Origin of the sequence: Pseudomonas shahriarae (assembly GCF_014268455.2) — a bacterium.
Classification (GTDB): Bacteria; Pseudomonadota; Gammaproteobacteria; order Pseudomonadales; family Pseudomonadaceae; genus Aquipseudomonas; species Aquipseudomonas shahriarae.
In genome coordinates, this window is sequence record NZ_CP077085.1 from 571,695 (window position 1) to 586,618 (window position 14,924).

Consider the following 14,924-nt stretch of genomic DNA (forward strand, 5'->3'; position numbering starts at 1 on the left):
GAGTACTGCTGTGGATAAGGTTCTGAACTTCAAACAAGGCCGCACACCGCTGCTGATCAGCATGCCCCACGCCGGCCTGCGCCTGACGCCTGCGGTTGCAGCGGGCCTGATCCCCGAGGCGCAAAGCCTGCCGGATACCGACTGGCATATCCCTACGCTGTACGATTTTGCTGCAGAGCTGGGGGCCAGCACCCTGGCGGCCGAGTATTCGCGGTTTGTCATCGACTTGAACCGGCCGTCGGACGACAAGCCGCTGTATGCCGGGGCGACCACCGGCCTGTTTCCCGCGACGCTGTTTGATGGCGTGCCGTTGTTTATTGAAGGCAAGGAGCCGTCGAAGGCGGAGCGGGCGACCTATCTGGAGCAGATCTGGACGCCTTATCACCAGACCCTGCAACAGGAACTGGCGCGGCTCAAGGCCGAATTCGGCTACGCGCTGCTGTTCGACGCCCACTCGATCCGCTCGGTGATCCCACACCTGTTCGACGGCAAGCTGCCGGACTTCAACCTCGGCACCTTCAATGGCGCCGCCTGCGACCCCGAGTTGGCCAGCCAGTTGGAAGCCATCTGCGCGGCGCATCCGCACTACAGCCATGTGCTGAACGGGCGTTTCAAGGGCGGGCATATCACCCGGCACTACGGCAACCCGGCGCAGGATATTCATGCGGTGCAGTTGGAGTTGGGGCAGTGCACGTATATGGAGGAGTTTGAGCCGTTCAGGTATCGACAGGATCTGGCCGAGCCGACGCGGGTGGTGTTGAGGCAGTTGCTGGAAGGGTTCTTGGCGTGGGGCCAGAAGCAGTTGTCTTCAAGGCCTATTCCGTAACTTGAGTAGGTTATTTCCTTAATGTGGTTACCACCCTTAGTACATCTATGTTGTTTGGTTAGTCTGCGGGCCTCTGCGATCAGGAAGGGCCAACGGTGGTGTCTCAGGAAGAGGAATTTCGAGTTGTTTTAAGTTATGCGCAGATGGCAGCGATTTTGGAACAGCAATCCCTGAGCGCTGCTGAAATCGCCTCAAATCGAATTTTTGGCGGTTTGCGTGTCGTTGGTGGGATCATCGAGTTGGCGGGCGCAGGTGTTTTGTGCGCATTACCTGAGCCGACGATGATCAGCAAGATGGGCTGTGTTGCCATGGGGGTACACGCCTCTGATCAGTTGGCTGCCGGTACCGCACAACTGCTCAGCGGCGAGACAACTGCGTCGTACGCCTATAGATCCGGTCAGGCGATAGCCGCTGGCTTGGGAGCCTCACCTGCAACAGGGCAGGTGATTGGTTTAGCTGGTGAGTTTGCCGTGCCGTTATCCACCGCCAGCCTCTACGCGGCTTTTCGAGTCTCATCCTTTCAGGGTGGCAGGATGAGGCTTAATTATGTGCTGACCGCCTTTCCGATTATCTGAGGCGGTTATGGCTTATCAGCGTTTAACGGGTTTCATGTATAGCGAAGTGGGTGAGAAAGTCGGTGCGTGGCGCAGGGAAGGAGAACCTGCGATTGTGCCTCTTTCCTTGCCGGCTATTGTGCAAGGCTATGTTGACGCCCATTCCCGCCTCAGTGTCCTGCTACTCAAGCGGGAAATTCACGGCTACCTGCGTAATAACCTGACACCTGGTGGACTGCGCAATGCAGCACCGTTTGATTATGAGTTGTGTTTTTCAGAGCATTACTTCGGTTGTAACAACCACCAGTTCTTGCTGTGGGTTTGTCGGCTTCTGGATGAAAACCTCAAGCGTACTCAGTGGCGAGGCATAAAGCGGCTGTTCAATAGGATGTGTTGATAACACGACGCAAAGGATCCACAACCGTTCCAGGATGCAGCGGCGTCCTCACGTCGTAAGCGCCAGATCAAACAATGGGGGCGAAATGTGGGAGCGGGCTTGTCAGGTCGCCGCATCGCCGCGAAGGCGGTCTGTCAGTTCACAAATATGTCGACTGATCCGCCGCTATCGCGAGCAAGCCCGCTCCCACACGTGGTGCGCGAACCTTCCTGGCTGATCACTGACACAGGTCTAAGTCCTCAAGGACATGCTCATTGCACAATTCGGGTTTATGATGCCAGACGGCAAAATAATAGACGTCCCCCCAGGGATGGACCCGACCCCTTACGGAGCGCGCAATGCAGACTTTGTACCCGCAGATCAAACCCTACGTCCGGCACGATCTGGCCGTCGATGAAACCCACACGCTGTATGTCGACGAAAGTGGTTCCCCGCAAGGTTTGCCCGTGGTCTTCATCCATGGCGGTCCAGGCGCCGGCTGCGATGCCAATAGCCGCTGCTATTTCGATCCGAACCTGTACCGCATCGTCACCTTTGACCAGCGCGGCTGCGGGCGCTCCACTCCGCGGGCCAGCCTGGAAAACAACACCACCTGGGACCTGGTTGCCGACCTTGAGCGCATTCGCGAGCACCTGGGGATTGAAAAATGGGTGCTGTTCGGTGGTTCCTGGGGCTCGACCCTGGCCCTGGCCTATGCACAAACCCACCCTGATCGCGTGCTTGGCCTGATTGTGCGCGGCATCTTCCTGGCCCGCCCCCAGGATATCCAGTGGTTCTACCAGGCCGGCGCGAGCCGCCTGTTCCCGGACTACTGGCAGGACTACATCGCGCCAATCCCGGTGGAAGAGCGCCACGACATGATCAGCGCCTACCACAAGCGCCTGACCGGCAATGACCAGATCGCCCAGATGCATGCCGCCAAGGCCTGGTCCACCTGGGAAGGCCGCATGCTCGGCCTGTGCCCCAGCCCGCAGCTGATCGAGCGCTTCTCCGAGCCCCAGCGCGCCTTGTCGATTGCGCGTATCGAGTGCCACTACTTCACCAATAACTCGTTCCTGGAGCCCAACCAACTGATTCGCGATATGCACAAGATCGCCCATCTGCCGGGGATCATCGTGCATGGCCGCTACGATATGATCTGCCCGCTGGATAATGCCTGGGAGTTGCACCAGGCCTGGCCGAACAGTGAGTTGCAGGTGATCCGCGAGGCGGGCCACGCGGCGTCCGAGCCGGGTATCACCGATGCGCTGGTGCGTGCGGCGGGCCAGATGGCACGACGCCTGCTTGATCTGCCCCCTGAAGAAGCATGAAGGGCCTTTTGCAGCGGGTGCGTGGCGCCCGGGTCGAGGTGGCGGGGCAGGTGGTGGGTGCGATAGACCAGGGTTTGCTGGTACTGGTGGCCGTTGAACCTTCAGATACCGCCGCCAGTGCCGACAAGTTGTTGCATAAGCTGCTTAACTACCGGGTGTTCAGTGACGACGAGGGCAAGATGAACCTGTCGTTGAAGGACATTGGCGGTGGTTTGCTGCTGGTGTCCCAGTTCACCCTGGCGGCCGACACCAAGAGCGGCCTGCGTCCGAGCTTCTCCAAAGCGGCGCCACCGGCGTTGGGCGAGGCGCTTTTCGAGCACTTGTTGTCACAAGCGCAACAATTGCATGGCACGGTGGCGTCGGGGCGTTTTGGCGCGGATATGCAGGTGCATTTGGTCAATGACGGGCCGGTCACCTTCCTGTTACAGACCTGATTGTATGAAAAACGACTTTTAATGCGCAAAACGCAAGTTTTCGCTACAAATACTTGGTTGCCCCTGCTGCGTTATCTCACGGGCTACTAGATAATCGCGCGCTACGGGGACCAGCGTAAATTGGTCCAGTTTTGATTTAGGTAGAGACTTGTCCGGTCGCCCTTGGGGAATCATTTAGCCCCATCGGAGTCGGAACAATGCTCGCCAACCTGGCATATAGATAGCTGGCCGTTGGTTTTTTGATCTGTTTTCGGCGAGGGTTGCTCGTGATTGTTAGTCCCTGTAATGCACCAAAATTGTCTGCCAAACGGTTACGAAACGCACTGGTGACGGGCTCCGCCCTGTTTTGCCTGTTCGGCGCGGGTCAACTGTGGGCATTCAGTCTGGACGATGTGTCGGCCAAGGCAAAAGAGTTGGCCGGGCAGAAATACGAAGCCCCACGCAGCAATCTGCCGAACGAATTCCGCGAAATGAAGTTCGCTGATTACCAGAAAATTCGTTTCCGCAATGAAAAAGCCGAGTGGGCCGAGCAGAAAACCCCGTTCAAGCTGTCCTTCTATCACCAGGGCATGCACTTCGACACGCCGGTGAAAATCAACGAAGTCACCGCGACCGACGTCCAGGAAATCAAGTACGACCCGACTCGTTTCGATTTCGGCGACGTCAAGTTTGATCCTAAAGCCACCGATCAGCTGGGTTATGCCGGCTTTCGCGTGCTGTACCCGATCAACAAGGACGACAAGCAAGACGAAATCATGACCATGCTCGGCGCCAGCTATTTCCGCGTCGTGGGCAAGGACCAGGTCTATGGCCTGTCGGCCCGTGGCATGGCGATTGATACCGCGCTGCCGTCCGGCGAAGAGTTCCCGCGTTTCACCGAGTTCTGGATCGAGCGTCCAAAGCCGGGCGACAAGCACCTGGTGATCTTCGCCTTGCTGGATTCGCCACGGGCCACCGGCGCCTACCGCCTGATCCTGCGTCCGGGCACCGACACCATTGTCGACGTCAAGTCGCAGATGTTCCTGCGTGACAATGTCAGCAAGCTGGGCGTTGCCCCGCTGACCAGCATGTTCCTGTTCGGCGCCAACCAGCCGTCCAAAGTGCTCAATTACCGTCGCGAACTGCACGACTCCAGCGGCCTGTCGATCCAGGCCGGTAACGGCGAGTGGATCTGGCGCCCGCTGAACAACCCAAAACACCTGTCGGTCAGCAACTTCTCGGTAGAAAACCCGCGTGGTTTCGGCCTGTTGCAGCGTGGTCGCAACTTCAGCCAGTACGAAGACCTCGACGACAACTACGACAAGCGCCCAAGCGCCTGGATCGAGCCGCAAGGCGACTGGGGCAAGGGTTCCGTGGATCTGGTAGAGATTCCGACCGCCGATGAAACCAACGACAACATCGTTGCCTTCTGGAGCCCGGCCGAACTGCCTAAGCCCGGCGAGCCGCTGGATATCGCCTACCGCCTGCACTGGACTCTCAACGATGCACCGTTCCACTCGCCGGACAGTGCCTGGGTCAAGCAGACCCTGCGTTCTACCGGTGATGTGAAACAGTCCAACCTGATCCGTCAGCCAGACGGCAGCGTGGCCTATCTGGTGGACTTCGAAGGCCCGTCCCTCAAGGCCCTGAAGCCCGATGCAGCAGTGCGCAGCCAGGTCAGCGTCGGCGAAAACGGCGAAGTCGTGGAAAACAGCGTGCGCTACAACCCGCACACCAAAGGCTGGCGCCTGACCCTGCGCTTGAAGATCAAGGATGCAGGCAAACCGACCGAAATGCGTGCGGCCCTGGTCCAGGATATCGTCAAGCCTGAGCCAGAGCAGGCTTCCACCCAAGTCCTGAAGGCTGACAAAGTCTTGGCCAAGCAACACGAGAAACAGGCCAAGAAAGACGCCAAGGACAAGCAGCCAGAAGCTGCCCCAGCCACCCCGGAGCCAGTCAAGACAGAACAAGTCCTGACCGAAACCTGGAGCAATCAGTTGCCTGCCGATGAGTAATTCTCAAGTCCAGCCAGAGACTCTTGCCGAGTACCTGGCGCATCTTCCGATGACCGACGAGCAGCGCGCCGAACTGGCGGGCTGCAAGTCCTTCTCCGAACTGCACGAGCGCCTGTCGTCGTCGACCTTTGACGCACCGGTGGACGCCGCGCAGGCGTCGGTTGGCCGCCGGCTGACCCTCAACACTGCCGAGGAGCTAGAGGAAGCCGAAATGCTGGTGCTCGACGCCAGCGGTCGGGTTTGCCTCAAGGCCACGCCGCCGATCCGCCGTACCAAAGTGGTGCCCGAGCCTTGGCGCACCAATATTCTGGTGCGTGGCTGGCGCCGGTTGACCGGCCGCAGCAACCCTCCTGCGCCGCCGAAAGACGAGCGCGTGCTGCCGGCTGCGCGCTGGCGCACGGTCGGTTCGATCCGCCGCTATATCCTGCTGGTGCTGATGCTCGGCCAGACGATTGTGGCCGGCTGGTACATGAAAGGCATCATGCCTTACCAGGGCTGGTCCTTCGTCGACTTTGACGAGGTGCGCAACCAGACCCTGCTGCAAACCGCTACCCAGGTCCTGCCCTACGCCCTGCAAACCAGCATCCTGATCATGTTCGGGATTCTGTTCTGCTGGGTTTCGGCAGGTTTCTGGACCGCGCTGATGGGCTTCCTTGAACTGCTTACCGGTCACGACAAGTACCGGATCTCCGGCAAAAGCGCCGGCGACGAGCCGATCCCGAAAGAGGCCCGTACCGCGCTGGTGATGCCGATCTGCAACGAAGACGTGCCCCGGGTGTTTGCCGGCTTGCGTGCGACCTTTGAGTCGGTCGCTGCCACTGGCGATCTGGACCGCTTCGATTTCTTCGTGCTCAGTGACAGTAACGACGCCGATATCTGCATCGCCGAACAGCAAGCCTGGCTCGACGTGTGCCGCGAAGCCGGTGGTTTTGGCAAGATTTTCTATCGCCGCCGTCGCCGTCGCGTCAAACGCAAGAGCGGCAACCTCGACGACTTCTGCCGTCGCTGGGGCGGTGACTACAAGTACATGGTGGTCCTCGACGCCGACAGCGTGATGAGCGGCGAATGCCTGACCAGCCTGGTGCGCCTGATGGAAGCCACGCCGGACGCCGGGATCATCCAGACCGCGCCACGTGCCTCGGGCATGGACACCCTGTATGCACGCATGCAGCAGTTCGCCACCCGCGTCTACGGCCCGCTGTTCACCGCCGGCCTGCACTTCTGGCAGTTGGGCGAATCCCACTACTGGGGCCACAACGCGATCATCCGCATGAAGCCGTTTATCGAGCACTGCGCCCTGGCGCCGTTGCCCGGCAAAGGTGCGTTCGCCGGTTCGATTCTTTCCCACGACTTCGTTGAAGCTGCGCTGATGCGCCGTGCCGGCTGGGGCGTGTGGATTGCCTACGACTTGCCGGGCAGCTACGAAGAACTGCCGCCCAACCTGCTGGACGAGCTCAAGCGTGACCGTCGCTGGTGCCACGGTAACCTGATGAACTTCCGCCTGTTCCTGGTCAAGGGTATGCACCCGGTGCACCGTGCGGTGTTCCTCACCGGCGTGATGTCGTACCTGTCGGCACCGTTGTGGTTCCTGTTCCTGGTGCTGTCCACGGCCCTGCTGGCGGTCAACACGCTGATGGAGCCGCAGTACTTCATGGCGCCGCGCCAGTTGTACCCGCTGTGGCCACAATGGCATCCGGACAAGGCGGTGGCGCTGTTCTCCACCACCATCGTGCTGCTGTTCCTGCCTAAATTGCTGAGCATCATCCTGATCTGGGCCAAGGGCGCGAAAGAGTTCGGTGGCAAGTTCAAGGTGACCTTGTCGATGCTCCTGGAGATGTTGTTCTCCATGCTGCTGGCGCCGGTACGGATGATTTTCCACACCCGTTTCGTGCTCGCTGCGTTCCTCGGCTGGGCCGCGACCTGGAACTCGCCGCAACGTGACGACGACTCCACGCCCTGGAGCGAGGCGGTCAAGCGCCACGGTCCGCAGACCTTGCTGGGCTTCTTCTGGGCGCTGTTGGTGGTGTGGTTGAACCCCAGCTTCCTGTGGTGGCTGGTGCCGATTGTCGGTTCGCTGATGCTGTCGATCCCGGTGTCGGTGATCTCCAGCCGGGTCAATCTGGGCCTCAAGTCCCGCGACGAAAGCCTGTTCCTGATCCCCGAGGAATACAATCCGCCGCAGGCGCTGCTGTCGACCGACCGCTATACCCACGAAAACCGTTGGCATGCACTCAATGACGGGTTTATCCGGGCAGTGGTCGATCCGCAACAGAATGCCCTGGCCTGTGCCCTGGCAACGTCCCGACATGGTCAGGCAGAGCCGATCGAGTGGCTGCGTATCGAGCGTGTGCGGCATGCGTTGAAAGTCGGCCCTGCTGGCCTGAACAACAACGAGCGCGTGGCGTTGCTCAGCGACCCGGTGGCCCTGGCACGCCTGCATGAGCAAGTCTGGAGCGAGGGGCATGCCGAATGGCTGGGTGCCTGGCGCCAGTCGGTCAAGGCCGACCCCCATGCGCCGTTGCTGCCGCTGCAACCGCTGTCATCCCAGGCGCAACCTGCCTGATTCAGACGCCCCCGAGACCGGTCTCGGGGGCGCTTGATACGCCTCTCCTACAGCGCTCGTCGCTTCTGCTTCACCCTTCTAACTTCGATACAAAAGACCCTGGTTCAAGGCGTATTGCCCTGCCTGCCGGTGGGTTAGCATCGCCCCCCAAATCTGAATCGACCGCCTCTGGTTTGCGCTAAACCCGCAACGCCCGGTGTGCGGCTGTGTAATGAAAAAGGGGCTTTTCATGATCAAGGGTTACTGGTCGATGCTGCTGCTGGGCATTGTCGCGTTGGTACAGCTGCAGATGGCACACGCAGGCGCGATTGATGAGGCCGTGCGGCGCGGGGTCTTGAAGGTGGGGACGGATCCCAGCTATGTGCCCTTCGAGATGACTGACAAACAGGGGCGGGTCATCGGCTTCGAAGCAGACCTGCTCGAAGAAATGGGCAAAGCCCTGGGGGTGACGCTGGAATGGGTTCCGGTGGCTTATACCGAACTGATCCCGGGCCTGCTGGCCGGCCGGTTCGACCTGATCGGCAGCGGCATGACCGTGACCCAGGAGCGCAACCTCAAACTCAACTTCAGTGATTCATTCATCATTGTCGGCCAGACCGTGCTGCTTCACCCGCGCCTGGCCGGCAAAGTCAGCAGCATTGAAGACTTGAACGAAGCCGGCTACCGGATTGCGGCGGCGGATGGCACCACGGGCGAAGTGGCGGCGCGGCGCTTGCTGGGGGCTGCACAGCTGCAGAGTGTTGCCACGGCGGAGGAAGGCGTACGCCAGGTGGTCAGCGGTGAGGTTGATGCGTTTATCCATGATGCGCCCTATAACCTGATCGCCCTGGCCAAGCCGCAAAACCGCAAACTGCTGGCCCTGGAGCAACCCTTCACCTACGAGCCCCTGGCGTTTGGGCTGAAGAAGGGCGACTACGACAGCCTGAACTGGATCAATCACTTCCTTAATCAGATTGCCCAGGACGGTACCTACGATCGGCTGCATGACAAGTGGTTCCGGGACACGGACTGGCTGTCGGAGATCGAATGACGGTCACAACTGCTTACATACTCACATGGGAGGCGCCCAGTAGGGCAAGCCCTCTAACTGCGCTTTCTCCGGGTTTTTGTAGGGTTTTTCTGTCATATCAGCCAACAAATCCCGGCTAGACCTTTGTGCCAGTGGGCGAGTGGGTTAGCATCGCTCCCCGAAGAAATAGTGCAGCCCTGCTGGGGCTCGCATCAAAATAAAATGAGTCAGGGGACTTGGTGATGAAAAAGTATCTTTCGATGCTGATGCTCGGCGTGACGGCCCTGCTGGCGGTCAATACGGCCCAGGCCGGGGCGATTGACGAAGCGGTCAAGCGCGGCACCTTGAAAGTCGGCATGGATCCGACCTACATGCCGTTCGAGATGACCAACAAACGCGGCGAAATCATTGGTTTTGAAGTCGACCTGCTCAAGGCAATGGCCAAGTCCATGGGGGTCAAGCTGGAACTGGTCTCCACCGGTTACGACGGGATCATCCCGGCGTTCCTGACCGGCAAGTTCGACATGATCGGCAGCGGCATGACCCTGACCCAGGAGCGCAACCTGCGCCTGAACTTCAGCGAACCGTTCATCGTGGTGGGCCAGACCCTGCTGATCCGCAAGGAACTGGAAGGCACTATCAAGTCCTACAAAGACCTGAACGACGAGAAGTACCGTCTGACCTCCAAGCTCGGCACCACCGGCGAGATGGTGGCCAAGAAGCTGATCTCCAAGGCCAAGTACCACGGCTACGACAACGAGCAGGAAGGTGTGCTTGACGTGGTCAACGGCAAGGCCGATGCCTTTGTCTACGACGCGCCGTACAACGTGGTGGCCGAGAAAAAAGTCGGCAACGGCAAGTTGGTATACCTCGAAGAACCCTTCACCTATGAGCCTCTGGCATTCGGCTTGAAGAAGGGCGACTACGACAGCATCAACTTCATCAACAACTTCCTGCACCAGATCAAGCACGACGGCACCTACGATCGCATCCATGACAAGTGGTTCAAGAGCTCCGAGTGGCTCAAGGACATGGAATAAGCTAGCAACCGCGTCGCGCCCATCGCGGGCAAGCCCGCCCCCACAGTTGGAGTGCATTCCAAGGTGGGAGCGGGCTTGCCCGCGATGGCGGCCTGACAGCCGATACACCTCCCGGAACTCGCAATGAAACAGAAAAAAGCCCAATGGCCCTGGCACCTGCTGACCGTGCTGGTGCTGGTCGGCATGGCCGGCGCGTTGTACTACGCCACCTCGCTGATGTCCTACGAATGGCGCTGGAACCGTGTGCCGCAATACTTTGCCTACCAGGCCGAAGAGTCCAAGCGCGCGGCGGATATTTCCACGGTGGTCGAGTTGGTGCGCAAGGGCGACGTGGCTGAAGTCACCCTGCGTAACGACGCAGGTGCCGAGCAGCACCTGACGGTGGCCGAAAACAGCCTGCAAGTAGCCCGTGGCGACGATGTGGCCGAAGGCGATGTGATCGGTGTGACCCGGCATTGGGCGTTGGGCCCGTTGATGTGGGGCTTGTGGACCACCCTGTGGCTGTCCTTGGTTTCGGGGGTATTGGGCCTGTTCATCGGCCTGGCGACCGGTTTGTGTCGGTTGTCGAATAACCCGACCTTGCGCGATCTGTCGACGATCTACGTCGAAGTGGTGCGAGGCACGCCGCTATTGGTACAGATCTTCATTTTCTACTTCTTTATCGGCACGGTGCTGAACCTGTCGCGTGAGTTCGCCGGTATCGCCGCGCTGTCGCTGTTTACCGGCGCCTACGTGGCGGAAATCGTGCGCGCGGGCGTGCAGTCGATTGCCCGTGGCCAGGGCGAAGCGGCCCGTTCCCTGGGGCTGAGTGCCAGCCAGTCGATGCGCCACGTGGTATTGCCGCAAGCCTTCAAGCGCGTGCTGCCGCCGTTGGCCGGGCAATTTATCAGCCTGGTCAAGGACACCTCGCTGGTGTCGGTGATCGCTATCACCGAGCTGCTCAAAAGCGGCCGCGAAGTCATCACCACCTCGTTTTCGCCGTTTGAAATCCTGTTCTGTGTCGCAGGCCTGTACCTGCTGATCAACCTGCCGCTGTCGAAAATGGCCAGCCGGCTTGAGCGGAGGCTCGCCCAAAGTGATTGAAGTCCGCGATCTGGTAAAAGTCTTCGACACCCGTGGGCACGTGGTGCGCGCGGTGGATCACGTCACCACCCAGGTGGCCAAGGGCGAAGTGCTGGTGGTGATCGGTCCATCCGGTTCCGGCAAATCGACGTTCCTGCGCTGCCTCAACGGCCTGGAGGAGTTCGACTCGGGCTCGGTGAGCATCGACGGCCTGCAACTGGCCGACCCCAAGACCGATGTGAACGCCTATCGCCGGGAAGTCGGCATGGTGTTCCAGCACTTCAACCTGTTCCCGCACATGACCGTGCTGGAAAACCTGTGCCTGGCGCAGAAAGTCGTGCGCAAGCGCGGCAAGCAAGAGCGCGAGGCCAAGGCCCTGGCCTTGTTGGAAAAGGTCGGCATTGCGCAGAAAGCCAACGAGTTTCCTTCACGGCTCTCCGGCGGCCAGCAACAGCGTGTGGCGATTGCCCGGGCGTTGGCCATGGAGCCCAAGGTCATGCTGTTTGACGAGCCCACCTCGGCGCTGGACCCGGAAATGGTCGGCGAAGTGCTGGACGTCATGAAGACCCTGGCCCTGGAAGGCATGACCATGGTCTGCGTGACCCACGAAATGGGCTTTGCCCGGGAAGTGGCGGACCGTGTGCTGTTTTTTGATCACGGCAAACTGTTGGAAGATGCTGCGCCCGCGCAGTTCTTCGATGCGCCGAAGGACCCACGGGCACAAGCGTTCTTGCGCCAGGTTCTGTAAAGGCCAGGGGCATGCTCATACCTTGAACTTGCCCACGTACTGCTGAAGGTCCGTGCCCAGGCGTGCCAATTCGATACTCGCCGCCGCTGTCTGTTCACTGGCAGCGGCGGTTTGCTCCGACACATCCCGGACTTTCAACACGCTGCGGTTAATCTCCTCGGCCACCGCACTTTGCTGTTCGGCAGCGGCGGCGATCTGTGGATTCATTTCCTGGATGACCAGCACGGTGCGCGCGATTTCCGTCAGGGCGTCGCCGGCGTTGCGGGTCAGGCCGACGCTGCGGTCGGTCAAGGTGCGGCTGTTGTCCATGATATCGGCGACCTGTTGCGTGCCGCTGTGCAATCCGCCAATCAGCTCTTCGATTTCCTCAGCGGACTGCTGGGTACGCTGGGCGAGGCTGCGTACTTCGTCGGCCACCACCGCAAACCCTTGGCCGGCCTCACCGGCACGTGCGGCCTCGATTGCCGCATTGAGCGCCAGCAGGTTGGTCTGCTGGGACACCGACTTGATCACCTCCAGCACACTGCCGATCTTCTGACTTTCCCGCTGCAGGCCCAGCATGGCCTGGCTTGAGCGTGCCATTTCGTGGGCGAGGTGTTCTATGTGTGCCACCGCATCGGCCACCACCTGGTCGCCCAGTTCGGTCTGCTGATTGGCCTGGGTGGCGGCGATCGAGGCCTGTTCGGCGTGCCGGGCGACCTCCTGGGCAGTGGCGAGCATCTGGTTCATGGCGGTCGCCACCTGCTCGGTTTCGTCGCGCTGATTGCTGACGCCGGCCCGGGTTTGCTCGGTAACGGCCGAAAGCTCCTCGGCGGCGCTGGCGATTTGCCGGGCATTGTCGCTGATGCTGCCAATCAGCCCCCGCAGGTTCAGGGTCATTCGCGCCATGCTGCATTGCAACTGGCCCAGTTCATCACGGCGCTGGGTCTGCACATCGTGGCTCAAGTCGCCCTCGGCAATGCGATTGGCCACTGTGAGCGCCCTGCGCAATGGTTTGACGATCTGCCCGGAGATTATCCAGGCGGCGAGGGCGCCGAACAGCAGGGCCGCCCCGGTAATGGCCAGGGTCTGGGTGCGGGCTTGTTCGGCTTCCCGGTCACGGCGCTGAGTCTGGTCCTGAGTAAGCAGGTCGCTTTGTGCCAGTAGCTGGTCCAACTGCTGCTCGAGCTGGTTTTGCGCGGTTTCGGTCGTCAGTTGGGTGTCCCGCAGGCGTGTCAGGTGCGTGCGAATGCCTAGTACGGCATTTTTCAATGCGCTGCTGTCCACGGGCAGCCTCTCCACGGCCGCCTGGGCGAGTTCGAGGCTGCGTTCTGCGTCGCTGACCTCCTGGGTATAGACATCCAGGCTGCTGGCGGCCCAGGCCGGGCTCAGGGCGCGGTCTTCGGCCTGTTCGATGGCCAGGCGCAGGCTTTCGATGGCATCGAGGGCTTTTTCGTCTTCCTGGTCCGGCAGGTCGCTGGCCAATTGCGCGAGGACGTCACTGGTGCGCACCGAGCTCTGTTTGAGCTGCTCACGGGCGGTTTCCCGTTGTTTGACCCGCGCGGGGACATCCTTGAGCGTCGTTTTGAAATGCTCGGAGAGGTTCCCCATGCTTTGCAAATACTGCTGGGGTTTCGGCGCTTTCAGACGTTGTGCAAGCTCGGCCAGATATCCGTCGATCTTCTCCATGGACTGGCTCAGTTTGCCAAGGCTGGCCTCGTCGTCCAGGGTGCGGTAGACGATGCGGTCGGCCCTTAGCTCCTCGCCGGCGACCGCCAGTTGGGCGAGAACGGTCAGAGTCTGTGAGCGGTAGAGCGAGGCGGCGAGGGCCTGCCAGCCAGTCAGGGCAATCACAAGGCTCAGGGCCAACACCAAGGCAAAACCCAGGACCAGTTTGAGGGTGACGCTGGCGTTACCCAGCAGTTGAGTCATTCGACGAAGCATGGCCAACCTCCGGCAAGTGCACAAAGGAAATCAACGTGCCGGGACGCCGAGGGGCGTGGACACAGTGAACCCATTGAACGCTAGTTCCCTTGGGCGCCAGGCGTACCGATCAGGGCCTGAAAAACATGTAGGAAATTTCACAAGTTGCATGCGGCGACCCGGACGGGTCGCCGCGAAGGGGAGGTGTCAGACCCGGAAGCGCCCGACCAACGCCTGCAGATGGGAACCCAGGCGCGCCAGTTCGGTACTGGAGGCGGCGGTTTCTTCGCTGGCCGCTGCGGTCTGTTCGGACACATCGCGTACATTCAGCACGCTGCGGTTGATCTCTTCGGCCACGGCGCTCTGTTGTTCGGCAGCAGTGGCGATTTGCTGGTTCATGGCCTGGATGGCCGAGACCGTGCGGGTGATGTTTTCCAGGGCATTGCCAGCCCGGCGTGTCAGCTCGACGCTGCTGTCGGTGAGGCTGCGGCTGCTGTCCATGATGGTCGCCACCTGTTGGGTGCCACTTTGCAGGCCGACGATCAGCTCTTCGATTTCCTCGGTGGACTTCTGGGTGCGTTGCGCCAGGCTGCGCACTTCATCGGCCACCACCGCGAAGCCACGGCCGGCTTCCCCGGCGCGTGCGGCTTCAATGGCCGCGTTAAGGGCCAGCAGGTTGGTTTGCTGGGCCACGGACTTGATCACGTCCAGTACGCTGCCGATCTTGTCGCTTTCGCGCTTGAGGTGGCCCATGGCCTCGGTGGAGTTTCCGACTTCGCCGGCCAGGCGCTCGATCTGGGCGATGGCTTCACCGACGACCCTGTCACCTTCGCGGGCCTGCTGGTCGGCGGCGACGGCGGCTTCCGAGGCTTCCTCGGCATTGCGCGCCACTTCCTGCACGGTGGCGGCCATTTCGTTCATCGCAGTGGCGACCTGGTCAGTCTCGATCTTCTGGTTGTTGACCCCGGCGCTGGTCTGCTCGGTAACGGCCGATAGCTGCTCGGCGGCGCTGGCGATTTGCGTCACGCCATCACTGATCCCGCCGATCAGATCGCGCAGGCCCATGGTCATGCTTTGCATGGCGC

At 60.8% G+C, this 14,924-nt stretch carries 13 protein-coding genes and 1 pseudogene; 11 read left to right on the forward strand and 3 right to left on the reverse strand.

Annotated features, from left to right (window positions below):
- The first annotated feature begins 10 nt into the window (after window positions 1–10).
- From hutG to HU773_RS02600, 11 genes are all read left to right on the forward strand, one after another.
- Complete coding sequence (gene hutG / locus HU773_RS02550) at window positions 11–826, forward strand: N-formylglutamate deformylase (RefSeq protein WP_057958054.1); 816 nt, start codon at window positions 11–13, stop codon at window positions 824–826.
- A gap of 98 nt (window positions 827–924) precedes the next feature.
- The gene (locus tag HU773_RS02555) at window positions 925–1,401 is read left to right on the forward strand and encodes a hypothetical protein (RefSeq protein ID WP_186625123.1); all 477 of its coding nucleotides are present in this window, start codon (window positions 925–927) and stop codon (window positions 1,399–1,401) included.
- 7 nt (window positions 1,402–1,408) lie between these two features.
- Window positions 1,409–1,777, forward strand: coding sequence for a hypothetical protein (locus tag HU773_RS02560; RefSeq protein ID WP_128593011.1), 369 nt, complete (start codon window positions 1,409–1,411; stop codon window positions 1,775–1,777).
- A gap of 338 nt (window positions 1,778–2,115) precedes the next feature.
- Window positions 2,116–3,087 carry a prolyl aminopeptidase gene (gene pip / locus HU773_RS02565; protein ID WP_186625125.1) on the forward strand — a complete coding sequence of 324 codons (972 nt, stop codon included), beginning with the start codon at window positions 2,116–2,118 and terminating at the stop codon, window positions 3,085–3,087.
- Window positions 3,084–3,521, forward strand: a complete 438-nt coding sequence (gene dtd / locus HU773_RS02570; protein ID WP_057958057.1) for a D-aminoacyl-tRNA deacylase — start codon at window positions 3,084–3,086, stop codon at window positions 3,519–3,521. The genes pip and dtd overlap by 4 nt, the downstream gene beginning before the upstream one ends.
- Before the next feature lie 266 nt (window positions 3,522–3,787).
- Complete coding sequence (locus tag HU773_RS02575) at window positions 3,788–5,515, forward strand: glucan biosynthesis protein G (RefSeq protein ID WP_217883915.1); 1,728 nt, start codon at window positions 3,788–3,790, stop codon at window positions 5,513–5,515.
- Window positions 5,508–8,078: a glucans biosynthesis glucosyltransferase MdoH gene (mdoH, locus tag HU773_RS02580; protein WP_186625130.1), complete on the forward strand. Its 2,571-nt coding sequence runs from the start codon at window positions 5,508–5,510 to the stop codon at window positions 8,076–8,078. The genes HU773_RS02575 and mdoH overlap by 8 nt, the downstream gene beginning before the upstream one ends.
- Before the next feature lie 229 nt (window positions 8,079–8,307).
- The gene (locus HU773_RS02585; protein ID WP_186625132.1) at window positions 8,308–9,108 is read left to right on the forward strand and encodes a transporter substrate-binding domain-containing protein; all 801 of its coding nucleotides are present in this window, start codon (window positions 8,308–8,310) and stop codon (window positions 9,106–9,108) included.
- Window positions 9,109–9,329: 221 nt separating this feature from the next.
- Entirely contained in the window at window positions 9,330–10,127 is a 798-nt protein-coding gene (locus tag HU773_RS02590) for a transporter substrate-binding domain-containing protein (protein ID WP_057958059.1), read from the forward strand.
- A gap of 123 nt (window positions 10,128–10,250) precedes the next feature.
- Window positions 10,251–11,210, forward strand: coding sequence for an amino acid ABC transporter permease (locus HU773_RS02595; protein WP_186625134.1), 960 nt, complete (start codon window positions 10,251–10,253; stop codon window positions 11,208–11,210).
- Entirely contained in the window at window positions 11,203–11,937 is a 735-nt protein-coding gene (locus HU773_RS02600; protein ID WP_057958061.1) for an amino acid ABC transporter ATP-binding protein, read from the forward strand. Before HU773_RS02595 ends, HU773_RS02600 begins: the two co-directional genes overlap by 8 nt.
- Window positions 11,938–11,952: 15 nt before the next feature.
- Here HU773_RS02600 and HU773_RS27685 read toward each other — a convergent pair whose 3' ends face one another.
- From HU773_RS27685 to HU773_RS27695, 3 genes and pseudogenes are all read right to left on the reverse strand, one after another.
- On the reverse strand, window positions 11,953–12,666 hold the full coding sequence (locus HU773_RS27685; protein ID WP_408980321.1) for a methyl-accepting chemotaxis protein: 714 nt from the start codon (window positions 12,664–12,666) through the stop codon (window positions 11,953–11,955).
- A pseudogene (locus tag HU773_RS27690) lies at window positions 12,655–13,860 on the reverse strand (methyl-accepting chemotaxis protein); the annotation flags it as partial. The gene HU773_RS27685 and the pseudogene HU773_RS27690, both read right to left, overlap by 12 nt.
- A 186-nt stretch (window positions 13,861–14,046) precedes the next feature.
- Window positions 14,047–14,919 (reverse strand): methyl-accepting chemotaxis protein, encoded by an 873-nt coding sequence (locus tag HU773_RS27695; protein ID WP_370693728.1) that lies wholly within the window; start codon window positions 14,917–14,919, stop codon window positions 14,047–14,049.
- Window positions 14,920–14,924: the final 5 nt, after the last annotated feature.